The sequence below is a fragment of the Anaeromyxobacter dehalogenans 2CP-1 genome (assembly GCF_000022145.1).
Lineage (GTDB): Bacteria > Myxococcota > Myxococcia > Myxococcales > Anaeromyxobacteraceae > Anaeromyxobacter > Anaeromyxobacter dehalogenans.
Genome location: NC_011891.1, coordinates 900,720 through 922,639, shown reverse-complemented (window position 1 = coordinate 922,639; position 21,920 = coordinate 900,720). Strand labels below are relative to the sequence as shown.

Annotated in this window: 25 protein-coding genes; 14 read left to right on the top strand and 11 right to left on the bottom strand. The window is 76.2% G+C overall.

Annotation, left to right across the window (positions count from 1 at the left end):
* Nucleotides 1-5 precede the first annotated feature (5 nt).
* The 3 genes from A2CP1_RS04090 to A2CP1_RS04080 all read left to right on the top strand — a co-directional run bounded on the left by A2CP1_RS04090 (nt 6) and on the right by A2CP1_RS04080 (nt 3,502).
* The gene (locus A2CP1_RS04090; RefSeq protein ID WP_012632192.1) at nt 6-1,118 is read left to right on the top strand and encodes a phosphotransferase; all 1,113 of its coding nucleotides are present in this window, start codon (nt 6-8) and stop codon (nt 1,116-1,118) included.
* Nucleotides 1,115-1,624, top strand: coding sequence for an adenylyl-sulfate kinase (locus A2CP1_RS04085; protein ID WP_012632191.1), 510 nt, complete (start codon nt 1,115-1,117; stop codon nt 1,622-1,624). Before A2CP1_RS04090 ends, A2CP1_RS04085 begins: the two co-directional genes overlap by 4 nt.
* 66 nt (nt 1,625-1,690) lie before the next feature.
* On the top strand, nt 1,691-3,502 hold the full coding sequence (locus A2CP1_RS04080; RefSeq protein ID WP_012632190.1) for a DUF294 nucleotidyltransferase-like domain-containing protein: 1,812 nt from the start codon (nt 1,691-1,693) through the stop codon (nt 3,500-3,502).
* A gap of 141 nt (nt 3,503-3,643) precedes the next feature.
* Here the strand turns inward: A2CP1_RS04080 and A2CP1_RS04075 are convergent, their stop codons facing one another.
* Nucleotides 3,644-4,501, bottom strand: coding sequence for an EAL domain-containing protein (locus A2CP1_RS04075; protein ID WP_012632189.1), 858 nt, complete (start codon nt 4,499-4,501; stop codon nt 3,644-3,646).
* A 114-nt stretch (nt 4,502-4,615) separates the two neighbouring features.
* Here A2CP1_RS04075 and A2CP1_RS04070 point away from each other — a divergent pair, with 114 nt between their 5' ends.
* Nucleotides 4,616-5,239, top strand: a complete 624-nt coding sequence (locus tag A2CP1_RS04070; RefSeq protein WP_012632188.1) for a 3'-5' exonuclease — start codon at nt 4,616-4,618, stop codon at nt 5,237-5,239.
* A 22-nt stretch (nt 5,240-5,261) separates the two neighbouring features.
* Here the strand turns inward: A2CP1_RS04070 and A2CP1_RS23395 are convergent, their stop codons facing one another.
* From A2CP1_RS23395 to A2CP1_RS04055, 4 genes are all read right to left on the bottom strand, one after another.
* Nucleotides 5,262-5,399 (bottom strand): hypothetical protein, encoded by a 138-nt coding sequence (locus A2CP1_RS23395; protein ID WP_012632187.1) that lies wholly within the window; start codon nt 5,397-5,399, stop codon nt 5,262-5,264.
* Nucleotides 5,400-5,744: 345 nt separating this feature from the next.
* Nucleotides 5,745-6,305 carry a DUF3501 family protein gene (locus tag A2CP1_RS04065; protein ID WP_012632186.1) on the bottom strand — a complete coding sequence of 187 codons (561 nt, stop codon included), beginning with the start codon at nt 6,303-6,305 and terminating at the stop codon, nt 5,745-5,747.
* A gap of 19 nt (nt 6,306-6,324) precedes the next feature.
* A complete protein-coding gene (locus tag A2CP1_RS04060; RefSeq protein ID WP_012632185.1) occupies nt 6,325-7,692 on the bottom strand; it encodes a heterodisulfide reductase-related iron-sulfur binding cluster in 1,368 nt (455 codons plus the stop codon).
* Between the two features lie 116 nt (nt 7,693-7,808).
* Nucleotides 7,809-8,228, bottom strand: a complete 420-nt coding sequence (locus A2CP1_RS04055; protein WP_011419823.1) for a rubrerythrin family protein — start codon at nt 8,226-8,228, stop codon at nt 7,809-7,811.
* A 263-nt stretch (nt 8,229-8,491) separates the two neighbouring features.
* Between A2CP1_RS04055 and A2CP1_RS04050 the strand changes: the two genes are divergently transcribed.
* The gene (locus tag A2CP1_RS04050; protein ID WP_232288366.1) at nt 8,492-8,818 is read left to right on the top strand and encodes a hypothetical protein; all 327 of its coding nucleotides are present in this window, start codon (nt 8,492-8,494) and stop codon (nt 8,816-8,818) included.
* Nucleotides 8,819-8,990: 172 nt separating this feature from the next.
* Here A2CP1_RS04050 and A2CP1_RS22745 read toward each other — a convergent pair whose 3' ends face one another.
* Genes A2CP1_RS22745 through A2CP1_RS04035 form a run of 3 tightly spaced genes read right to left on the bottom strand, consistent with a single transcriptional unit; the run spans nt 8,991 to nt 11,162 of the window.
* On the bottom strand, nt 8,991-9,632 hold the full coding sequence (locus A2CP1_RS22745; RefSeq protein WP_245529977.1) for a diacylglycerol kinase: 642 nt from the start codon (nt 9,630-9,632) through the stop codon (nt 8,991-8,993).
* 46 nt (nt 9,633-9,678) lie between these two features.
* On the bottom strand, nt 9,679-10,665 hold the full coding sequence (locus A2CP1_RS04040) for a dihydroorotate dehydrogenase-like protein (RefSeq protein ID WP_012632183.1): 987 nt from the start codon (nt 10,663-10,665) through the stop codon (nt 9,679-9,681).
* Between the two features lie 35 nt (nt 10,666-10,700).
* Nucleotides 10,701-11,162, bottom strand: a complete 462-nt coding sequence (locus A2CP1_RS04035; RefSeq protein WP_012632182.1) for a universal stress protein — start codon at nt 11,160-11,162, stop codon at nt 10,701-10,703.
* Between the two features lie 117 nt (nt 11,163-11,279).
* Between A2CP1_RS04035 and rarD the strand changes: the two genes are divergently transcribed.
* Both rarD and A2CP1_RS04025 read left to right on the top strand, forming a co-directional pair.
* Nucleotides 11,280-12,185: an EamA family transporter RarD gene (gene rarD, locus A2CP1_RS04030; protein WP_012632181.1), complete on the top strand. Its 906-nt coding sequence runs from the start codon at nt 11,280-11,282 to the stop codon at nt 12,183-12,185.
* 125 nt (nt 12,186-12,310) lie between these two features.
* On the top strand, nt 12,311-13,381 hold the full coding sequence (locus tag A2CP1_RS04025; RefSeq protein WP_012632180.1) for a 4Fe-4S binding protein: 1,071 nt from the start codon (nt 12,311-12,313) through the stop codon (nt 13,379-13,381).
* On the opposite strand, the gene A2CP1_RS04020 is transcribed toward A2CP1_RS04025, so the two are convergent.
* Nucleotides 13,378-13,899 carry a hypothetical protein gene (locus A2CP1_RS04020; protein ID WP_245529976.1) on the bottom strand — a complete coding sequence of 174 codons (522 nt, stop codon included), beginning with the start codon at nt 13,897-13,899 and terminating at the stop codon, nt 13,378-13,380. The genes A2CP1_RS04025 and A2CP1_RS04020 overlap by 4 nt on opposite strands.
* Before the next feature lie 149 nt (nt 13,900-14,048).
* Between A2CP1_RS04020 and A2CP1_RS04015 the strand changes: the two genes are divergently transcribed.
* A complete protein-coding gene (locus tag A2CP1_RS04015) occupies nt 14,049-14,519 on the top strand; it encodes an aminoacyl-tRNA deacylase (protein WP_012632178.1) in 471 nt (156 codons plus the stop codon).
* 10 nt (nt 14,520-14,529) lie between these two features.
* On the opposite strand, the gene A2CP1_RS04010 is transcribed toward A2CP1_RS04015, so the two are convergent.
* Both A2CP1_RS04010 and A2CP1_RS04005 read right to left on the bottom strand, forming a co-directional pair.
* Complete coding sequence (locus A2CP1_RS04010; protein WP_012632177.1) at nt 14,530-15,009, bottom strand: YbhB/YbcL family Raf kinase inhibitor-like protein; 480 nt, start codon at nt 15,007-15,009, stop codon at nt 14,530-14,532.
* 29 nt (nt 15,010-15,038) lie between these two features.
* Complete coding sequence (locus tag A2CP1_RS04005; RefSeq protein ID WP_012632176.1) at nt 15,039-16,802, bottom strand: sensor histidine kinase; 1,764 nt, start codon at nt 16,800-16,802, stop codon at nt 15,039-15,041.
* Between the two features lie 156 nt (nt 16,803-16,958).
* Between A2CP1_RS04005 and A2CP1_RS04000 the strand changes: the two genes are divergently transcribed.
* The 6 genes from A2CP1_RS04000 (at nt 16,959) to A2CP1_RS03975 (ending at nt 21,892) form a co-directional block, all read left to right on the top strand.
* The gene (locus tag A2CP1_RS04000; protein ID WP_012632175.1) at nt 16,959-17,462 is read left to right on the top strand and encodes a MarR family winged helix-turn-helix transcriptional regulator; all 504 of its coding nucleotides are present in this window, start codon (nt 16,959-16,961) and stop codon (nt 17,460-17,462) included.
* Nucleotides 17,463-17,550: 88 nt separating this feature from the next.
* Nucleotides 17,551-18,315 carry a 5'/3'-nucleotidase SurE gene (gene surE / locus A2CP1_RS03995; protein WP_012632174.1) on the top strand — a complete coding sequence of 255 codons (765 nt, stop codon included), beginning with the start codon at nt 17,551-17,553 and terminating at the stop codon, nt 18,313-18,315.
* Nucleotides 18,312-19,190, top strand: coding sequence for a LysM peptidoglycan-binding domain-containing M23 family metallopeptidase (locus tag A2CP1_RS03990; protein WP_012632173.1), 879 nt, complete (start codon nt 18,312-18,314; stop codon nt 19,188-19,190). Before surE ends, A2CP1_RS03990 begins: the two co-directional genes overlap by 4 nt.
* A 34-nt stretch (nt 19,191-19,224) precedes the next feature.
* Complete coding sequence (locus tag A2CP1_RS03985; protein WP_012524861.1) at nt 19,225-19,743, top strand: adenine phosphoribosyltransferase; 519 nt, start codon at nt 19,225-19,227, stop codon at nt 19,741-19,743.
* Between the two features lie 53 nt (nt 19,744-19,796).
* A complete protein-coding gene (locus A2CP1_RS03980; RefSeq protein WP_012632172.1) occupies nt 19,797-20,663 on the top strand; it encodes an MBL fold metallo-hydrolase in 867 nt (288 codons plus the stop codon).
* Entirely contained in the window at nt 20,660-21,892 is a 1,233-nt protein-coding gene (locus A2CP1_RS03975; protein WP_012632171.1) for a glycosyltransferase family 2 protein, read from the top strand. The genes A2CP1_RS03980 and A2CP1_RS03975 overlap by 4 nt, the downstream gene beginning before the upstream one ends.
* Nucleotides 21,893-21,920 lie beyond the last annotated feature (28 nt).

The following is a 21,920-nucleotide window of genomic DNA, read 5'->3' as shown; positions in this document are numbered from 1 at the left end:
GGGCCATGGCTCCGACCATCCCGGGCGCGGAGGCGCTGGGCGCGCTCGCCGCCGCGCTGTTCCCGGGCGGCGCGGTCTCGCGGATCGAGCCGCTCGGCCCCGACGCGGGCGGCGACAAGGCGGTCGGCTACGGCCGGCCGCTGCGCGTGACGGTGCGGCTGCCCGGTGGCGGCGAGCGGCGCTTCGTGTTCCGCACGCAGGCGCCGAACGAGTTCGGCCACGACCGGCGCGCCGACCGCGCCGAGGGCGCGCTGCTCGCGTACGACCTGTTCGACCGCTTCCCGCGCCACGTGCGCGCGCTCGACGTGGGGGCGATCGCCGGCGACGGCCGGCTGGTGTCGCTGGGCGGCGCCGGCGAGTTCTGGCTCGCCACCGACTGGGCCGACGGGACGCTCTACGCCGACGACCTCCGGCGCGTGGCCGTGCACGGCGCGGGGCCGCTCGACCGCGCCCGGGCCGACGCGCTGGTGGACTACCTGGTGCGCCTGCACGCGGAGCGCCTCGACGACCCGGCCGCGTGGCGGCGCGCGGTGCGCGACCTGCTCGGCCACGGCGAGGGGATCTTCGGCCTGGTGGACGCGTACCCGCCGGACGTGCCGGCCGCCCCGCCGGCGCGGCTCCGGGCGCTCGAGGAGCGGTGCCTCGCCGCGCGCTGGGCGCTCCGCGCGCGGGCCGGCCGGCTCGCGCGCACGCACGGCGACTTCCACCCGTTCAACGTGGTGTTCCGCCCCCCCGGCCCGGGCGAGGACGGCACCGGCTTCACGCTGCTCGACGCCTCCCGCGGCGGGGCCGGCGACCCGGCCGACGACGTGGTCGCGCTCACCGTGAACTACCCGTTCTTCGCGCTGGGCCACCTCGGCGCCTGGGCGGGCGGGCTGCGCGCCCTCTGGCGGCGCGCCTGGGATCGCTACCTCGCCGGCACCGGCGACCGCGGCGTGCTGGAGACCGCGCCGGCGTACCTGGCGTGGCGCGCGCTGGTCCTCGCCTGCCCGCGCTTCTACCCGCACCTCGCGGCGCCCGCGCGCGACCGGCTCCTCGGGCTGGCGGAGCGGACGCTCGACGCCGGGCGGCTCGAGCCCGGCGACGCGGACGCCCTGTTCGCCGGGGAGGGCGCATGAGCGGCGCGGTGGTGTGGGTGACCGGGCTCCCCGCCTCCGGCAAGAGCACCTTCGGCCGGGCGCTGGTGGCGCGCGTGCGCGCGGCGGATCGGCCGGCGGTGCTGCTCGACGGCGACGCGGTGCGGGCCGCCCTCTCGCCGGCGCCGGGCTACGACCCGGCCGCGCGCGCGGCGTTCTACGAGACGCTGGGCAACCTGGCGCTGCTGCTCGCGGGCGAGGGGCTGGTGGTGGTGGTGGCCGCGACCGCCGCCCGGCGCGTGTTCCGCGACCGCGTCCGGGTCCGGGCGCCGCGGTTCGTGGAGGTCTGGATCGACGCGACGCCGGAGGCCTGCGCGGCCCGGGATCCCAAGGGGCTCTGGGCACGGGCGCGCGCGGGCGGCGCGCCGGAGCTGCCGGGCGGCGGCGCGCCCTACGAGCCGCCGCGCGCGCCGGAGGTGGTGGCGCGGGGCGGCGGGGAGGACCGGGAGGCGCTCGCCGCCGCGGCGGCGCTGCTCGAGGACGGGTGAGTCCCCCGGAAGCTGCAGCGCCGGCGGGCGCGCGGGGCGGGCGCGCCGCTCTGCTATCCTCGCGGGATGGCCGCCCTCGATCCGGTCGCGTTCGTCCGCGGGACCCCGCCGTTCGACGCGCTGCCGGCGGACGCGTTCCGCGACGCCGCGCGCGCGCTCGAGATCGTGTTCTTCCCGACCGGCACGCGCGTCCTGGAGCGCGGCGGCACGCCGTCCGAGCACCTGTACGTCATCCGCAAGGGCGCGGTGCGGCTCGAGCGCGAGGGCCAGACGCTCCAGCTCCTCGAGGAGGGCGAGGTGTTCGGGTTCACCTCGCTCATCTCCGGCAAGGCGACGCTGGACGTGACCGTCGAGGAGGACCTGCTCGCGTACCGGCTGCCGCGCCAGGAGTTCCAGGCGCTCCTCGCCTACGGGCCGTTCGCCGGGCACTTCGCGTCCGGGCTGGCCGAGCGGCTCCGGAACAGCCTGGAGCGCTCGCAGGTGGCGAGCTTCCAGCCCGACCTGGCCGTCCCGGTCTCGACCCTGCTGCGCGGGCCGGCGGTCCGGATCGCGCCGGCGGCGACGGTGGGCGAGGCGGCGCGGGTGATGGCGGAGCGCGGGGTGGGCTCGCTCATCGTGGACTCGGAGCCGCCCGGGATCGTGACCGACCGTGACTTCCGCGCGCGGGTGCTGGCGCAGGGGCGCGGGCCGGAGACGCCGGTCCTCGACGTGTACACCGCGCCGCTCCGGACGGTGGGCGGCGACGTGCCGGTGTACGAGGCCTGGCGCATCCTGCTCGACTCGGGCGTGCACCACCTGCCCATCACCCGGAACGGCGGCGAGATCGCCGGCGTGCTCACCGCGACCGACCTGCTGAAGTGCACCGCGTCCGGGCCGGTGGCGGTGATGAAGCGGCTGGAGCGGCTGGGCGGCCGCGACGCGCTGCCCGGCTACGGGACCAAGGTGAGCGAGATGGTCTCGGCGTTGTTCGCGGGCGGGCTCGAGCCGACCGTGATCGGCGGGTTCGTGGCGCGGCTGAACGAGACGCTGGCCGGCCGGATCCTGCGCTGGGCCGAGGACGACCTCGGTCCGCCGCCGTGCCCGTACGGCTGGCTGGTGTTCGGCTCCGAGGGGCGCAAGGAGCAGATGATCCTCACCGACCAGGACAACGCGCTCGCCTGGCGCGACGACACGCCGGAGGCGCGGGCCTACTTCGCGGCCATGGCGGAGCGGGCCAACGCGGACCTGGTGGCGGCGGGGTTCCCGCGCTGTCCGGGCGGCTACATGGCGACGCGGTGGCAGGGCTCGCTGGCCGAGTGGGAGGAGCGCTTCCGCGCCTGGCTCGACCGGCCGACGCCGCAGGCGCTCCTCGAGGCGTCGATCTTCTTCGACTTCCGGGTGGCGCAGGGCTCGCTCGACCCCGAGCCGCTGGAGGCGATCGTGCGCCGGGCGCGGAACGCCCGCACCTTCCTCGCCGCGATGGCGAAGAGCGCGCTCACCTTCCACGCGCCGGGCGGCCTGATGCTGCGGCTGCGCAGCGAGTCCTCCAAGTTCGACCTGAAGCTGAAGGGCGTGAGCCCGATCGTGTTCCTGGCGCGCGTCTACGGTCTGGAGGCCGGCGCGCGCTCCTCGAACACGCTGGAGCGCCTCGCCGCCGCGGTGAAGGCCGGGCTCATCGAGCAGGACACCTGCGACACGCTCTCCGAGGCGTACCGCTACATCCTGCGCCTGCGCCTGCGCGAGCAGCTCCGGACCATCTCGGACGGGAAGATCCCGTCGAACGTGGTCTCGATGTCCGACCTGTCCTCGATCGAGCGGAGCCGGCTCCGCGACGCGTTCCGCGCCATCGAGGTCTGGCAGGAGCGGGCGTCCTACCACTACCGGACCGACCTTTTCTGACGGGGCTGCGCCCCGCCCCATGGAGCAGAGCTCCATGGGGCCCCGCCCTGCTCGCCGGGTCCCGTGCGCCGGCGCGAGCGGCTTCGCCGCTTCCGCGCCGGTCGCCCCGGCGGCTCGCTTCGCTCGCGGACCGACGCGCTCCTACCGCCCGGCGACGCGCGCGCGGTCCTTGAACAGGAAGCCCTGCACCAGGTCGAAGCCGAGGTCGCGCGCCAGCACGAACTCGGCGGTGGTCTCGACGCCCTCGAGCACGGTGTGCGCGCCGACCTCGCGCGCCATCCGCGTGAGCGCCTGCACCAGCGCGCGGTAGCGCGGGTTCTCGAAGCGCGGGATGAGCGAGCGGTCGAACTTCAGCACCTCGGCCTCGGTCATCGCCTCGAAGGAGAGCAGGCCGTCCACCGCGCCGACGTCGTCGAGCGCGACGGTGACGTGCCGCGAGCGGAGCGACGCGAGCATGTCGCGCGCGGCGAGCGCCTCGGTGCGGGCCAGCGCCTCGGTCACCTCCACCACCACCTTGTTCTGCGCCGAGCCGAACAGCGCCAGGAACGGGTTCTGGTGGCGATCGCCGGCGCGGGTCCACGAGTCGGGGTCGAGGTTCACGAACACTGGCGCCCGGGGCGCGTGCTCGACCTGGTGCAGCTTCAGCGTCAGCTCGGCGCGGAGCAGGAGCGCCGGCTCGTCGCGCAGCAGCGGGAACACGCGATCCGGCGGGATGGGCCGGCCGCTGCGGTGGCGGAAGCGGGCCAGCGCCTCGAACGCGACCGTGCGCCCGGTGCGGCAGTGCACGATGGCCTGGTACTCGGTCCAGAAGCGCCCGTCGTCGAGCACGCGGCGGATCTCGTCCAGGTCGAGCGGCCGCGGCATGCGCGGGCGCGTCTCGACGGTGTGCAGGTCGAACGGGATGGGCGCGGCGGGGGTGGGGTCCACCTCCGGCGGGACGAGACCGTGGAGCTCTGCCTCGACGCCCTCGGGACCGTACTGCCAGGCGACGGCGCTCATCGGCGGGACCCCGGCGCGATGTCCCGGCCCGGGACGGCCAGGAAGGTGTGCGAAGCTAGGGTGTGGTAGGTGACGTCGTGCAAGCGCCTACATGCTGCCACCCGATAGCGCCTCATGCTAGGAAACGACCACGTGTTCTGGCCCTCCCCTTCGTGGGACAGCGTCGTCTACTGGGCCCTCGACCTGGAAACCGGCGGTCTGGACCCCCGCCGGGACGCGATCCTGGCCGTGGGCATGGTCCCCGTGCGCCAGGGCAGCGTCCGTCTGGGGGAGTCGTTCTCGACCCTGATCCGGCCGGAGGCGGCGGCCGCCGCCATCGACCCGGGTTCGATCCTCGCCCACCAGCTCGTCCCGCACGACGTGGCCACGGCGCCGTCGCTCGACTCGGTGCTGGCGGACGTGGACCTGCGGGCGCGGGAGGGTGCGCTGCTCGTGCACCAGGCGTCGCTCGACGTGGCGTTCCTGAAGCGCGCCTACCGCCGGTGCGGCCGCCGCTGGCCGGAGCCGCCGGTGGTGGACACGGTGGCGCTGCTCATCAAGGCCGCGAAGCGGCAGCGGTTCGTGAACCCGGACGCGCCGTCGATGGAGCCGGACCTGAACCTGCTCGCGGCGCGGCGGCAGCGCGGGCTGCCCGACTACGGCCAGCACGACGCGCTGACCGACGCGGTCGCCACCGCGGAGCTGTTCCTGGTGCTCCGGCGCCAGGTCGCCGCGCGGACCCTGCGCGACCTGCGCTGACCGGGCGAGACGCCCGGGGCGGCTACAGGCCGAGGAGCCCCGCCGCCAGGAGCGCCACGGCGACGGCGGCCGTGAGCCACCCGGTCCAGCGGTGGTCGAGCGCCTCGGTGCGGGCGAGCGCGACGGCCTGGGCGCGGGCGATGCGGGGAGCGCGGGGCATCGGAGTCCTCCGGGCGACGCGGAGCGCGCCGCTCCGGATCCTCGTAACGGTCCCCTGGCCCCTCGGCAACGCGGTGGGGGCGCGACCGGCCTCGAGGGCCGGCCGCAGCCGGGGCACCGGGACGCTCCCGGGAAGCCAGCGCGGCCCCTCGGGCGCGGCCCGCCGGAATGCCCGCGACGACGGATGGTGCGTGCGCATCGGCTCCCCCCGTTCGCGCCCCCTACGCCGGCGATCCGGCGCGAACCCAGCCATGGTGCGTCGCCCACAGGGTAGGTGGAACTCGCACGACGGGGGGACAGCCGCGAGGGTGCGGCCCGCGGCCACGCACGACCGGTGAACCCCCGCCTAGCCGCCGGCCTTCAGGTCGGCCGCGAGCGCCTCGCGCTGCGCCTCGTCGAGGCGGGTCTCCACGGTGAACGCCGGCAGGTCGCACCCGATCGCGACCGGCGCCTCGCCCCGCACGTCGAACTTCAGGTACTGGACGGAGGAGAGCCGGTCGGTGCCGACCTGCCGCGGGTCGTAGGCGGCGCGCACCTTCTCGCCGGAGGGGAGCAGCAGGTAGAGGTGCTCCGGGAGCTGCAGCCACTCGCGCAGCCGCCGGTCGCGCTCCTCCGGCTCGGCGATCTCGATGAGCAGCGACACGCCCAGCTCGCCCGGGCCGCCCAGCAGCTCGTTGTACGTGTCGAGCTCGTGCCGGACGTCCTCGTCGCGCGTGATCCGCTCGGCGCGCACCATCTCCTGGATCTGGTAGCGGACGGTGGCGGTGTTCTCGAACAGGAACGTGAGCACGCCGCCCACGTGCACGCGGCGCCGGGCCTTGGCCTGCAGCACCGCGGCGCGGACCTCCTCGCGCGACCGCTCGTAGGTGGACGGGTCGAGGATCTCGTCGCGCCGGACCTTCCTCATCGCTCGCCTCCCTCGCTGCTCATCGCTCGCCTCCCTCGCGCTTCGGCCCGAACCCCTCGCCGCGGTACGCCCGCGCCAGCAGGGTGATGGGGTGCAGGGGCTTCTTGCCCGCGTGCTGCTGGAACTGCACGGCCGCGAGCGGGCAATCGGTGGCCCACACCTCGGCCTCGGCGGCCTTCATCCCGTCGAACGCCTTCTTGCCGACGCGCTGCGAGGGCTCGAACCCCTCCACCGTCATCGCGAACGTGCCGTCGTGCCCGCAGCACTCCATCACGGTGGACGCCACCGTGACGCCGGGGATCTTCCGCAGCAGGTCGCGCCCCTTGAAGCCGATCCCCTGCGCGCGCAGGTGGCAGGGCGCGTGGTACGCCACCTTGCCGCCGGGCGGCACCGACGCGAAGGTCGCGTCGAAGCGCGGCTCGTTGCGGATCGACCAGAGGTACTCCGACACGTCCATCACGGCCGGCGCGAGCTTCTCGGCGCGGGCCCGGTCCTCGCCCTCGAGCAGGTGCGGCCACTCGCGGCGCATCATCATCGAGCAGGTGGGGTTCACCACCAGCACCTTCGCGCCCCTCTCGACGTACGGCAGGAGGAGCTCGAGGTCGCGGTGCGCCCAGCGGCGGAGCGACTCGAGGTCTCCCGTCTCCCAGGCCGGCATGCCGCAGCACCGCAGCCCCTTCACGACCCGCACGTCCACGCCGTTGCGCTTCAGCACGTAGAGCGCGTCCTTGCCGAGGTCCGGCTCGTTGTGCTGCACGAAGCAGGTCTGGAACAGCACCGCGTCGCCGCCCGGCTCGGCCTGGACGTGCCCGTGCTTCTCCGCCCAGGCGTCGAACGGCTCGGCGGCGAACTCCGGCAGGAGCTTGTCGCGGTGCACGCCGACCACCTTCTCCATCAGCACGCGGAGCGGCCGGGCGCGGTTCGCGACGTTCGCCATGCCGAGCGACAGGCGCGCCAGCTTGCCGGCGGCGTCCGGGTCGTTCAGCACGCGCTGGCGCAGGGTGGGCGCCTTCCCGCGCCGGTTCACGCCGCGGTAGCGGTGGACCAGCTTCGGGAAGTCGAGCTGGAACTCGTGCCCGTCACGCGGGGTGTACGGGCACTGCACCTCGCACAGCTTGCACTGGAAGCACGCGTCCATCACCTCGCGGGTCTCGGCCTCGGTGACGCGGGTGACGTCGCCGTCGTGCCGGTCGTCCACGAAGGAGAACAGCTTCGGGAAGCTGTCGCAGTACTTGAAGCACATGCGGCAGCCGTTGCAGATCTCGAACGCCCGCAGCACCTCGCCGTCGAGCGCGGCGCGGTCCCAGTAGCGCTCCTCGGTGGGATCGTAGGAGAGGCCCGGGGTGGGCTTGAAGGAGACGGTCTTTTCGTGCGTCGGGGTGCTCATGGAGCGGAGTCTCCCGCGGGATCGGTGGGGACGAAACGACCCGATGCACTCCCCAATGGGGGCGCATCGGGTCGTCGCAGCAGGATCGCCGGCGAGGCCGGCGGATCGGGCACCGCCTAGGCGATCGTCTTCAGCATCTTGTCGAAGCGGCCGGCGTGCGACTTCTCCGCCTTCGCCAGCGTCTCGAACCAGTCGGCGACCTCCGCGAAGCCCTCCTCGCGCGCCGTCTTCGCCATGCCCGGGTACATGTCGGTGTACTCGTGGGTCTCGCCGGCGATGGCGGCCTTCAGGTTCGCGACGCTGTCGCCGATCGGGAGGCCGGTGGCGGGATCGCCGACCGGCTTCAGGAAGTCCATGTGGCCGTGCGCGTGGCCGGTCTCGCCCTCGGCGGTGTCGCGGAAGTTGGCGGCGACCTCGGGGTAGCCCTCCACGTCGGCGATCTTCGCGAAGTACAGGTAGCGGCGGTTGGCCTGCGACTCACCCGCGAACGCGTCCTTCAGGTTCTGCTCGGTCTTGCTTCCCTTCAGCTGGGCCATGTCACTTCTCCTTTTTCGGGTGAGGGTGATCGATCCGCGCTCGGGCGGAGCCGCGATCCCCCGGCGGGCACGCGTCGTGCCCGCCGGGAGCACCGGCGCTCGGGCCGTCGCTCGTTGCGGTGGGGGAGTGGTAGCGACGACGGCGCCGAATTCATAGACCCTGTGGGGGCCGTGCGGCGCGTCGCGCCATTCACGGTACGTGAACGTCGCCGCGCGCGGGGCACGGGCCCCGGCCCGCCCGTGCGCTGCGGGGAGGCTCGCCGGTGAGCACCGTCGGTGCGGAGGGCACCATGGCGGATCCCGACGAGCGCCAGCGCGACCGCGAGCTGCGCCTGCGCCGCGAGCAGGAGCTGAAGGACCTCGAGACCGAGAACACCCACGGCGAGCGGCCGCTCGAGGGGCTGTCGTCCGCGCCCACCACGTGGACGCAGGACCAGGACGACCGCGAGGCCGAGCGGGTGCACGGCGACGACGAGCCGGAGGCGCAGGCCCGGTCGCTGGCGCAGATCCCGCCTGCGCCCGACGATCGCCGGCTGCCGGCGCGGACGGACCCGCCGCAGGCGGATCGCGAGGAGCCGGACCCGAGCTGAACGCCGCCTCAGAGCGCGTGAATCCATCCCCGGACCGAGCCAGGCGGTCGAGCCGCGAGCAGCGCGAGGCGCGACGACCGAGCATGCCCGTCGGCATGTGAGGGAGGAGCAACGAAGCGATGCGACGCGGATCGGCCGCCGCGGCGACGGGAGGGGATGGGTTCACGTGCTCTCAGCGGGCGGCGCGCCGGCGGGCGGCGTCGGCGGCGAGCGCGAGGAGCAGCGCGGCGGCCGCCGTGCCGGCCTGCGCCTCGGCCGCGCGCGCGAGCGGCACGAGCCCGGCGAGGCCGCCCAGCGCGAGCGCGGCCCGGACGCCGCGGCCGCCCGGCAGCGGCCCGGGGAGCAGGCCGGCGGCGGCGGCGGTGCCGAGCGCGCCGGCGGCCGCGGGCGCGAGCGCGCCGGCGCGGGCCCACAGCGCCGGCCAGGCGGGCGGGAGGATGGCGAGGAACGCGAGCACGCTCCCCGCCGCGAGCGCCAGCACCGCGCCGGCGGCGGCGTCCTTCGCGATCCGCGCCCCCTCGCTCCGGCCCGGCGAGGCGAGGTCCACCGCCGCCTCCAGCGCCGAGTTGGCCGCCTCCGCCGCCGGGACGAGCGCCACCAGCACCAGCAGCAGGGCCCGCTCGGCCGGCGAGAGGGGCGCGGCGGCCGCGAAGGCGGCGGCGAGCACGCCGAGCGCGAGGTGGATGCGGAGGTTGCGGTCGCGCAGCGCGGTCTCGGCGAGGCCGGTCCAGGCGAAGCCGAAGCTGGCGGCGAGCCCGTGGTGGCCGCGCGCGGCGGGCGGCGGGGGCGCGGGGTGGGGCTCGCGGGCGCGCATGGTCGCGCGCATGGTGCCACGGACGCGGGGCCGGGCGCGAGCGCGGCTAGATGTTCTGGGAGAGGATGAGGTGCACGTACTGGGCGCGCTCGTAGGCGCCCGGGTCCTGCGCCGCGCGCTGCGAGAGCAGCCCCCGGATCTCGTCCACGGTGCCGGTGCCGCGGCGGTCCAGCCAGTCGTCGACGCCCGCCACGATCTTGCCGAGCTGCGGGATCCCGTGCCGCACCAGCGTCGAGGCGACCTGCACCACCTGCGCGCCGGCGAGGAGCTGCTTCACCGCGCCGAGCCCGTCGTGCACGCCGGTGGTGGCGGCGAGGTGCGCGCGGACGCGGCCGTGCAGGATGCCGATCCAGCGCAGCGGGACCAGCGCCTCGGCCGGCGTGGAGAGCGACATGGTGGGCACCGCGGCCATGCGCTCCAGCGAGAGGTCGGGCTGGAGGAAGCGGTTGAACAGGACGATCCCGTTCACGCCGAGCGCGTCGAGCCGCGCGCAGAAGTGGGCGAGCGCGGTGAAGTAGGGCGAGAGCTTCACCGCCACCGGGATCGTCACCGCGTCGCGCACCGCCGAGACCGCCTCGAGGTAGCGCGCCTCCACCTCGGCCGCGCTCACCGCCGGATCCGCCTCCACCGCGTACAGGTTCAGCTCCAGCGCGTCCGCCCCCGCCTGCTCGATGTCCCGGGCAAACTCGGTCCAGCCGCCCGCGGCCGAGCCGTTCAGGCTGGCGATGACCGGGATCTCCAGCGCGCGCTTGGCCCGCTCGACGAGCGAGAGGTACTCGTGCGGCCCGACCCGCTGCGGCGGGAAGTGCGCGCGCACGTCGGGGCTCGCCCAGGCGGCGCCGTCCAGCGCGGCCGCGATGGTCGCGCCGGCCCCCTCGAGCTGCTCCTCGAACAGCGAGCGGAGCACCACCGCGCCCGCGCCGTGCGCCTCCGCGGCCTGGAGGTTCTCCAGCCGGTTCGACAGGGCGGACGCGGCGAGCACGACCGGGCTCGGCAGGGCGAGCCCCATGTACTCGGTGACGAGGTCGGCCATGCGTCTCCCCCGGCGGCGCCGTCCGCCGCCCTCCCCTACTTCGCCGGGCCGTGCGGGTGCACCGTGACCACCGGGCAGCGCGCGCGGCGCACCACGCGCTCCGCGACCGAGCCCATCAGCGCGTGCTCCAGGCCGGTGCGCCCGTGCGTCCCGAGCACCAGCACGTCGGCGCGCTGGTCCGCCGCCCAGGCCACGATCTCGGCGGCCGGCTCGCCCACCGCGGTGGCGGTGTCCACCGCCGGCGCGCCCAGCGCCTCGGCCTCCCGGCGCCACTCGTCGAGGTGCCGCTTCGCCTGCTCCGCCAGGTCCTGCATCATCTTCGGGCTGGCCACCACCGAGCCGTCGGGGAACGTGTAGCCGGGCACCGGGTAGGCGTGGAGGAGCGTGAGCGAGCCCGCGTTCCGGCGGGCCAGGTCGGCGGCGACCTCCATCGCCGCGCGCGAGGCGTCGGAGAAGTCGATGGGGCAGCAGATCCGCTTCCAGTCGGCGTTCGGCATCGCGTCCCCTCTTTCCCGGAGGTCCGGAGGGGATCCTAACCTCGGCGCCGCCTTGCGGACAGGCCGGAGGGGGGAATCGGGTGCGCCTCGGCGCGCAGGGCCTTAGGATGCCGCCCCGTGGAATCCCGGTCCCGAGGCCTCGCCTACGCGCTCGCCGCCTACCTGCTGTGGGGCGCCTTTCCCCTGTACTTCAAGGCGCTGCACGGCGTCCCGGCCCCCGAGATCCTGGCCCACCGGGTGCTGTGGTCGGTGGTCCTGCTCGCCGGGATCGTCCTGCTGGGCGGGCGGTCCGGCCAGCTCCGCGATGCGCTCCGGCCCGGCCGGCGCGGCGTGCTCGCCGTGACGGCGGTGCTCATCGCGGCGAACTGGCTCATCTACATCTGGGCGGTGAACGCCGGCCGCGTGCTGGAGGCGAGCCTCGGGTACTTCGTGAACCCGCTCGTCAACGTGCTGCTCGGCATGGCGTTCCTGCGCGAGCGCCTCTCGCGCGTGCAGGCGCTCGCGGTGGCGCTGGCCGGCGCGGGCGTGGCGGTGCTGGTGGTGCGGCTCGGGACCGTGCCCTGGCTGCCGCTCAGCCTCGCGCTCTCGTTCGGCCTCTACGGCCTGCTCCGCAAGCGCGCCGGCATCGATCCCATCGGCGGCCTGCTGGCCGAGACCGCGCTGCTCGCCCCGGTGGCGCTCGCCTACCTGGTGCTGCGCGGGACCGGCGGCGAGGGCGCGTTCGGCCACGGCGCATGGCGCACCGCGCTCCTGGTGGCGGCGGGGCCGGTCACCACCGTCCCGCTGGTCTGGTTCGCGATCGGCGTCCGGAGCCTGCGCCTCTCGACCATGGGGCTGGTCCAGTACATCACGCCGACGATCCAGTTCCTGATGGCCGTGGCGCTGTTCCGGGAGCCGTTCACGCGCACGCACGCGATCGCCTTCGGGTGCATCTGGGTCTCGCTGGCGGCGTACACCTGGGACGCGCTCGCGCGCGTCCGGCGGGTGGAGGCAGCGGCCTCCGGAGCCGCCCGGGCCGCCTGAGGCCGCGATCCGGGCGCGGGAATCCCGCCGGGGCGCCGGGCGTTGCACCGGCCGAGCCCCCGCCCGATGGTGCTGCCGGGGCCCGCGAGGTAGGTTCGCGCCGCCCCCGCACCGCAAGGCTCCCCGTGAACCCGAAGCTCGACGTCCTCCCCACCGCGCTCCCCACCCCGCCCCCGCCCGCCGCCGAGCGCGGCGAGCGCTGGACCAACCCGTGGCGCAGCCTCCCCCGGGTCCGGTGGGCGGTGCAGCTCGCCTACCTCGCGTTCCTCCTGCTGGTCGGCTGGCAGTTCCTGCGCTTCTACGACGCGGTCCGCGGCGGCGGGCCCATCGACGTGGCGCGCCCACCGTCGGTCGAGGCGTTCCTGCCCATCGCCGCGCTCGTGTCGCTGAAGCGCTTCGTGCTCACGCGCTACTGGGACGAGATCCACCCGGCCGGCCTCACCATCCTGCTCGCGGCGCTCGCGACGGCGTTCGTGGCGCGCAAGGCGTTCTGCTCGTGGGTGTGCCCGGTGGGAACGATCTCGCGCGCGTTCGAGTGGCTGGGGCGCAAGCTCCTGTGGCGCCGCGGCTGGCCGAGCGTACCCCGCTGGCTGGACCTTCCGCTCGCGTCGCTGAAGTACCTCCTGCTCGGCTTCTTCGTCTGGACGGTGTTCGTCCAGATGCCGCTCGCCGCCATCGAGGGCTTCATGCAGGCGCCCTACAACGTGGTCGCCGACGCGAAGATGCTGGAGCTGCTCCTCCACCCCTCGACGACCTTCCTCGCCGTCGTCGGGGTCCTCGCGCTCCTGTCGCTGGTGGTGAAGCACTTCTGGTGCCGGTACCTGTGCCCGTACGGCGCCCTGCTCGGCGTGGTGAGCTGGTTCTCGCCGGTGTCGGTGCGCCGGGACCCCGAGGCCTGCAACGACTGCCGCGCCTGCACCCGCGCCTGCCCGAACGAGATCCAGGTCCACACCAAGCTCCGCGTGCTCTCCACCGAGTGCACCGGCTGCATGTCGTGCGTCGCGGCGTGCACCACGCGCGACTGCCTGGGCGTGACGCGCAAGGGCGCGCGGACGCTCTCGCCGTGGCTCGTGCCCGCGCTGACGCTCGGGGTGATGATCGGGTTCTGGGCGATCGCCGCGGCGACCGGGTTCTGGCAGACGATCGTGCCGCCCGAGGCGTTCCGCTGGGCGTACCGGGTGATGGGGATCGGCTAGCCGCGCGAGCCCGGCGCGCGGGGCGCGGCCGCGCGCCGCCGGCTGCCCAGCCCGTGCGCGGCCGCGGAGACCGCCACCACCGCCGCCAGGGCGAGCGCCCAGCCGACCGCCACCACCCACGCCGGCCGCCCGAACAGCATCGGGAACCCGACCAGCCAGGCGAGCGCCGAGAGCGAGGACGCCGCCGCGGTGCGCGCCAGCCCGAACACCGAGACGCCGCGCCGGGCCAGCACCTCCACCGCGAGCACGCCGCCCGCGACCAGCGCCGACAAGCCGGGGCCGATGAGCAGCAGGTACAGCCCGACGAGCGCCTCGCCCGAGGTGCGCGGCACGAGCGCCTGCGCCGCCAGCGCGAGGGCGATCGCGGCCGCCGCCCCCGCCGCCCCGCCGGCGGCGCGCTGGGCGAACGCGCGCCCGCCTGCCGTGCGGACGCCGGCGAGCACCGCCGCCGCGACGGCGGCGGCGAGGACCAGCAGCACGGGCGCGAACGCGCCGGCTTCATCGGCGGGCGGGGGCACCGGCGGACTGTAGCCCATCCCGGCGCCGCGCCGCGGCAGGATGTCGCAGCGCGGCCGGGCGCCTGGCCCGCCGGTGGGGTTCCACCTGGGCGCCTCCCGCCCGGGCGGCGGGCTGGATATGGGTCAACGCGTACGGACAGGAGGGCGCCATGATCCCCGAGCGCATCGACCGGTACCTGCGCGCGCACCACCCCGGCTGCGCGCACACCATCCACCTGCGCGCGGTGGCGGCGCAGCGCCTCGCCGCCGCGGAGCACGTGAGCGGGACGCGGGTGGCGAAGACGGTGGTGGTGAGCCTCGACGGCGCCATGGCGCTCGCGGTGGTGGGCGCGGATCGCGTGGTCGACCTCGACGTGCTGCGGAGCGTGAGCGGCGCTGCGCACGCCGGGTTCGTGCCGGAGACGGCCTTCGCGAACCGCTTCGAGCCGTGCGAGGCCGGCGCCGAGCCGCCGCTCGGCGTGTTCGGGCTGCCCATCTACGTGGACGCGGCGCTGGCGCAGCAGCCCTGGATCGTGATGCGCGGGGGCACGCACGAGGACGCGGTCCGCCTGCGCACCGACGAGTGGCTGCGCGAGGAGCACGCCACGGTGGTGGACGAGCTGGGCCGGGTCCGGATGTAGCGTCGGCGGGTCAGCGCCCGCGCTTCTGGTACGTGCCCATGAGCTGGGCCTGCTCGAGCACGTGCCCGCGGATCGCCTCGAGCACGCGCGCGCGGGTGGGGCGGCCCAGGTCGCCGAGCGGCGCGTCGAGCGCGTAGAGCGTGAAGAAGTAGCGGTGCCGGCCGATGGGCGGGCAGGGCCCGCCGTAGCCGGTGCGCTTCGAGTCGTTCAGCCCCTCGCGCGTCCCGGGCGGCAGCGCGTCGGGCGGGACGCCCTCCGGCAGGCCGGGGGTGGCCGGCGGCAGGTCGTAGAGGATCCAGTGCGACCACACCGTGCGCGGCGCAGCCGGATCCGGCGCGTCGGGATCGTCCACCACCAGCGCCAGCGCGCGCGCGGCGGCGGGCACGCCGGAGAAGCGGAGCGTCGGCGAGAGGTCCTCGCCCTCGCAGGTGTGGCGCGCGGGGATCTCGGCCCCGGCGGCGAACGCGGTCGAGTCGATGGCGAGCGGCACGCGGCCTCCTCCTGCCGGCGGCGGGGCCGTCAGCCGCGGTCGAGGGGCAGCTCGACCGTGAAGGTGGCGCCCCGGGACGGGGCGCTGTCCAGGCGCACCGTCCCGCCGTGCGCGTCCACCAGCTTGCGCACGATCCAGAGCCCGAGCCCGAGCCCCGGGTACTGCCGGGCCGGGGCGGCGCGCTCGAAGCGCTCGAAGATGCGGGCCTGGTGCTCGGGCGCGATGCCGATCCCCTGGTCGGCGATCTCCAGCACGGCCCGCCCCTCGTCGGCCCGCACCGCCACCCGCACCTCGCCGCCCCGCCCGTACTTCATGGCGTTCGAGAGCAGGTTCGTGATCACCTGGTCCAGGCGCTGGACGTCGACCGTGCACGGCACCGGCGCCGGCGCGTCCAGCACGAGCGGACAGTCCGCCTCCTCCGCCTCGTCGCCCGCGCGCGCCACCGCGTCGCGCGCGAGCTGGGCGAGGTCGGCCGGCTCGGGCTGGAGCTGGATGCGGCCCGCCGAGATGCGCGAGACGTCGAGGAGCAGGTCGGACAGGCGCGCCAGCCGCTCGGCCTGTCGCGCCACCTTGCGCAGGCGGCCGTCGAGCGCGCTGCCCCGCTCGGCGCGCACGTCGCGCGCCAGCAGGTCCACCGCCAGGCGCAGGTTGCCGAGCGGGCCGCGCAGCTCGTGCGAGGCGACGTGCAGGAACTCCTCGCGCGCCTCGGCGCCGCGCTGCACCTCCCGGAACAGGCGCGCGTGCGCGAGCGCCAGCGCCGTGCGCCGCGCCACGTCGGCGAGCAGCGCCAGGTCGGCGGGGCCGCGGCAGCGGGAGGGATCGGCGCTCGCCGCGACGAGCGCGCCCAGGCTCCGGCCCTGCACCGACAGGCCCGCCGCCGCCACCGTCATCGGCCGGGAGTCCCCCTCGCGTGGCCCGACCACGAGCGGCGCACCGCCGGACACCACCGCCTCGAGCCCGGCCTGCCGCTCCGCGACGAGCGCCAGCGCGCGCGGTCCCAGCCCGGCCGCGTCGGCCTGCGCCACCGGCACGAGCGCGCCCCCGGCGTCCGGGAGCAGCACCGCCGCGAACTCGCACATCGTCGGCACGGCGGTCCGGACCACGCCGTCCAGCAGCTCCGCCTCGTCGAGCCGATCCGCGAGCAGCGCCGCGAGCGCATCCAGGAACGCGAGCCGCTGCTGCGCCGCCACCGCCGCGGCGCGCGCCACCCGCTCCGCGATCAGCAGCCGGGCCCGGTCGAGCGCCTGCGCCGCCTGGGCGGCGAGCGCCTCGGCGAAGGCGCGCGCCTCCGGCGCGAACGCCTGGTCGCCCTGGAACGAGACCGCGAGGACGCCGATGACGCGGTCGCGGACCCGGAGCGGCAGCGCGGCGAGGCCACCGAGCACGCCCACCTGCCGGCGCAGCTCGGCGACCACCGGGTAGCGCGCGGCGAGCTCGGCGTCGCTCGTCACCAGGACCGGCTCCCCGCTCCGCCACGCGTCGGTGGCCGGCGTGTGGTCGAGCCTGCCCGCGGCGTGCGCCACCGGGTCCGGCACGCCGGCGGACCGGAGCACGTCCAGCAGTCCACCCCGCCCCGGCACGAGCAGGAAGCCGTGGGCTCCGCCGAGCGCCGCGATGCCCTCCCGCAGCGCCACCTCGGCCACCTCGTCGGGCGTGCGCGCGCCGGACAGGGCCGCGGTCGCGGCCTGCAGGCGCGCGATCCGCGCCGCCGCCGCCTCCGCGGTCTGGCGGGCGGCGCGCTCGGACTCCCACGCCTCCGGCGCGGCCGCCTGCGGTGACTCCCGACGATCCATTGGTGCGGTCCCCCGACGAGCACCCAGTCGCCGCATTCGACACCACCCTTCCGAGGACCACAAGGCGACATGGAGCCCGGTGCGGATGCGCCAAACGGGTGATTCAGGTGCGACTTTCGGCTTGGACGAACGCCCCAGACGGGACAGACTGACGCCATGGGTGGGAAGCCGCAGAAGAACGGCGCCGAGGCACGCGGCGCCGAGCAGCGCGATCGGCCGGACGGGGCCGACCTCGGACCGGTGCTCGAGTTCATGGGCGCGCTGTGGAGCATGGACCACGCGCTGCAGTCCGCGTCGAAGCGGATGGAGGCGCGCCACGGGGTGACCGGCCCGCAGCGGCTGGTGATCCGGATCGTCGGCCGCTACCCGGGCATCTCGGCAGGCGAGCTTGCCGCGATCCTCCACCTGCACCCGAGCACGCTCACCGGCGTGCTGAAGCGGCTCGCCGGGCGCGGGCTGCTCGAGCGCGTGGCGGACCCCTGCGACGCGCGGCGCGTGCTCCTCCGGCTCACGCGGCGCGGGCGCGAGGTGAACGCGCTGAAGGGCGGCACCGTCGAGCACGCGGTGCGCCGTGCGCTCGCGCAGGTCGAGCCTCGCACCGTGAGCGCCGCGCGGGCGCTCGCCGGCGCCATCGCGGCGGAGCTCGATCGCCTGGGCTGATCGCGGCGCCGGCGGCGGCGACGCGCTCCGACGAGATCGCGGAACGCGTCGCCTGGCGGCCCGCGGCGATGGTGGTAGATTCTCGCGCGTGCGGGTCCTGCTCTCGAACGACGACGGCGTCCACGCGGCCGGCCTGAAGGCCCTCGCCGAGGCGTTCCACGGTGACGAGGTCTGGGTGGTGGCGCCGGACCGCGAGCAGTCCGCCTCGTCGCACGCCATCTCGCTGCACCGGCCGCTCCGGCTGCTCGAGGTCGCGCCGCGCTGGTACGCCGTGGACGGGACGCCCACCGACGCGGTGTACATGGGGCTCAACCTGGTGCTGCGCGACGCCCGCCCGGACGTGGTGGTCTCCGGCGTCAACCACGGCCCGAACCTCGGCAACGACGTGCTGTACTCCGGCACGGTGGCGGCGGCGATGGAGGGCGCGCTGCTGGGCGTGAACGCGATCGCGGTGTCGCTCGCCGCGCCGCCCCCGCACGACTTCGGCGAGGCGGCCCGGTTCGCCGCGGCGCTCGCGCGGCAGGTGGTGGCCCGGCCGCCGCCCGCGCCCGTGCTCCTCAACGTGAACGTCCCGCCCGGCCCGGTGCGCGGCTACCGCTTCGCGCGGCTCGGCCGGCGCACCTATGGCAACGAGGTGGTGGAGAAGACCGATCCTCGCGGCCGCAAGTACTACTGGATCGGCGGCGAGGGGCGCGTCCACAACGAGGACATCCCCGGCTCCGACTGCAACACGGTGCTGCTGGAGCGGCTCGCGGCGGTGACGCCGCTCCACCTCGACGGCACGCACGATCCGATGTTCCAGGAGCTCCGCAGCTGGACCGTGCCCGGCTACGAGAAGGAGCCGGCCCCGTGATCCGCCGGGCGGCACTCGCCGCCGCGGCGCTCGCGCTCCTCACCGGCTGCCCCGCGAAGCCGCCGGTGATCCGCCCCTCGCCGCCCGCGGCCCGGCCACTGCCCATCCCGCTCCAGGCGCCGGCCCGCCACGACGAGCCGGCGCTGGCCGGGATCGTCCACGTGGTGCGGCGGGGCGAGACGCTGTACCGGATCGCCCGCGCGTACGGGATCGACCCGGCCGACCTGATGGAGACGAACGGCATCGCCGATCCGCGCAACGTGGCCGTCGGGACGGAGCTGTTCGTGCCCGGCGCGAGCGCGCCCGCCGAGGTGACGCCCTACCCCGGCCCCATGCCCGCCGGCCCCGCTCCCGCGGCGCCCACCACGGCGAGGCCCTCCCCGGCGGTCGCGTCCGCCGCGCCCGCGCCCGCCGCGGCGCGGGGCCCCGCCCCCGGCCGCGCCGAGATCGTGGCGGCCCCGCCGCGCGACGCCGACGACGGGCCGCCGGTCGTCCGCCAGGGCGCCCCGTCGCGCCTCGGCTGGCCGCTCAAGGGCGTGCTGTACGGGCGCTACGGCGTCCGCGCCGGCCAGCGGCACGACGGCATCGACGTCGCGGCGCCGGAGGGGACCCCGGTGCTGGCCGCGGCGGACGGCAGCGTCATCTACGCCGGCGAGCAGGCCGGCTACGGCGCGGTGGTGATCCTGCGCCACGACGGCGGGCTGGTGACGCTGTACGCGCACAACTCCGAGGTGCTGGTGAAGGAGGGCGCGCGGGTCGACCGCGGGCAGCCCATCGCGCGCGTGGGCCAGACCGGCCGCACCACCGGCCCGCACCTGCACTTCGAGGTGCGCGAAGGCACGCGGCCGCGCAACCCGCTGCTCTTCCTCCCCTGAGGTCGGCGCGGATCCCGTGGTAAGGTGCGCCCCCATGATGGACGCCGTCCGCGCCAGGATCCGCGACGTTCCCGACTTCCCGAAGAAGGGGATCGTCTTCAAGGACATCACCCCGGTCCTCTCGGATCCGCACACCTTCCGCGAGGTGATCGACGCGTTCGTCGAGCGCTGGAAGGGCGAGCGCGTCGACAAGGTGATCGGGATCGAGTCGCGCGGCTTCATCTTCGCGGCGCCCATCGCCTACGCGCTCGGCGCCGGCTTCACCATCGTGCGCAAGCCGGGGAAGCTGCCCTGGGAGACCATCCGCGAGGTCTACGCGCTGGAGTACGGCGAGGGCGCGCTGGAGCTGCACATCGACGCCATCGGGCCCGGCGACCGGGTGCTGGTGGTGGACGACGTGCTCGCCACCGGCGGCACCGCCGGCGCGGCGGGCCGGCTGGTGGTCCGGCAGGGCGCGGAGCTGCTCGGCTACGCGTTCCTGGCCGAGCTCTCCTTCCTGAACGGCGCGCGCCAGCTCGGGCACGCCAAGGTCCACTCCCTCCTGACGTTCTGATCGCGACGCGGGCGGCGCGTGCCCGCCCGCGGCCGCGCGCTTATGATCGCGGCGTGATCCCGCCCGCGCACCGCACGCTCAAGTTCCTCGGCACCGCCGGCGCGCGCTTCGCCGTGTCCACCCAGCTCCGCCACTCCGGCGGGCTGGTCTGGTCGCTCGACGGCGCCACGATCTGGGTCGACCCCGGCCCCGGCGCGCTGGTGCGCGCGCTCTCCTCGCGACCGAAGGTCGATCCCGCCAAGGTGGACGCGCTGGTGATCACGCACCGGCACCTCGATCACGCCGGCGACGCGACCGCCGTCGTGGAGGCCATGACGCGGGGCGGGTTCTCGCCGCGGGGCACCTTGCTCGCGCCGCGCGACGCGCTCGAGACCGAGCCGGTGGTGTTCCGCTACGCGCAGGCGTTCCCGGCGCGCGTCGGCGTGCTCGCGCCCGGCGTGCGGCACGCGCTCGCGCCCGGGGTGACGCTCGAGACGCCGGTCGCGCACGACCACGGGGTCGAGACGTACGGATACCTGCTCTCCGCGCCCGGCCTCCGCGCCGGCCACGTGGTGGACACGTTCTGGATGGACGCGCTGCCGGAGGCGTACGCCGGGGTGGATCTCCTGCTGGTGAACACCACCCGCCTGCGCGGGGGCGACCGCCGCTACCTGCACCTCGGCGCGGACGACGCGGAGCGGCTGGTGGCGGCGGTGCGGCCGCGCCTGGCGGTGCTCACGCACCTCGGGATGCAGCTCCCGCCGCGGAAGGCGGACGCCGCCGCGCTCGAGATCTCGCGGCGCACCGGGGTGCCCACCCTCGCGGCGCGGGACGGCTGGCTGCTCGACCTCGACGACCTCCCTGCCGCCGCCGCGCGCGCCGGGTCCCGCGCGCCGGCGGCGGATGCCGGGCCGGCCCCGGAGGGCGGGCCCGCCGCGTGAGCGCGCTCGTGCTCGCGCTCGTGGCGCTGGCGCTCGCGGGGTGGGCGCGGGTGGCGTGGAGCGGTCTCCGCAGCGATCGCGCGCTGGCCCGGCTCGAGGACCTCCCCGCGCCGCGCGTGGTGCCGCGCGTCTCGGTGGTCGTGCCGTGCCGCGACGAGGCCCCGCACGTCGAGCGGGCGGTGCGCTCGCTGCTGGCGCAGGACCTGGCCGGCCTCGAGGTGGTGGCGGTGGACGACCGCTCCCGCGACGAGACCGGCGCCATCCTCGACCGGCTCGCCGCCGCCGAGCCCCGCCTCGCGGTCGTGCACGTGGGCGAGCTGCCCGCCGGCTGGCTGGGGAAGAACCACGCCTGCGCCGCCGGGGCGCGGCGCGCGCGGGGCGAGTGGCTGCTGTTCACCGACGGCGACGTGGTGCTCGGACCGGGGGCGCTGCGCCGGGCCGTCGGCCACGCCGAGGCGCTCGGGCTCGGCCACCTCGCCGCGGTGCCGCGCTTCGTCGCCCCCGGGGCGCTGGAGCGCGCGTTCGTGGCGGCGTTCGCCGCGTTCGCGGCCGGGGCGTTCCGCGCCTGGGAGCTGCCGCGCGCCGGGACGCGCGGGTTCGCCGGGGTGGGCGCGTTCAACCTGGTCCGCCGCGACGCGTACGAGGCGGTGGGCGGGCACGCGCGGCTGCGGCTCGAGGTGGTGGACGACGTGAAGCTCGGGCTCCTGCTGCGCCGCAGCGGCGTGCCGCAGGGGCTGGTGAACGGCGGCCCGCTCGTGTCGGTCCGCTGGCAGCACGGCTTCGTCCCGTCGGTGCTCGGGCTGGTGAAGAACGCGTTCGCCGGCGCGGAGTACCGGGTGGCCCGAGCGCTGGGCGTGGCGCTCTGGGCCCTGTTCCTGGGCGCGGCGCCCCTCGCCCTCGCGCTCGCCGCGCAGGGCGGCGCGGCCCGGGCGCTCGGCGGGCTCGCGCTCGCCGTGTCGGTGGGCGTGCTCGGCGTCACCGCCCGCCGGGTGGCGGGCGGGGGCGGCGCCGAGGGGCTGCTCATGCCGCCCTGCACCGTGCTGCTCGGGGTCGTGCTGCTCGCCAGCGCCGCCGCGGCCGCGTGGCGCGGCGGCGTGGTGTGGCGCGGCACGTTCTACCCGCTCCCGGCGCTGCGGAAGGGCTGCCTGCGGCGCGCGGACCTCCCTGCGGCGGGCGCGGCCGGCTGGCCGCACGCCCCGGCCGAGCGGGCGCGGCGGAGCGCGCCCTGACGCCGCTTCGGTGATAGGTTTCGCGCGA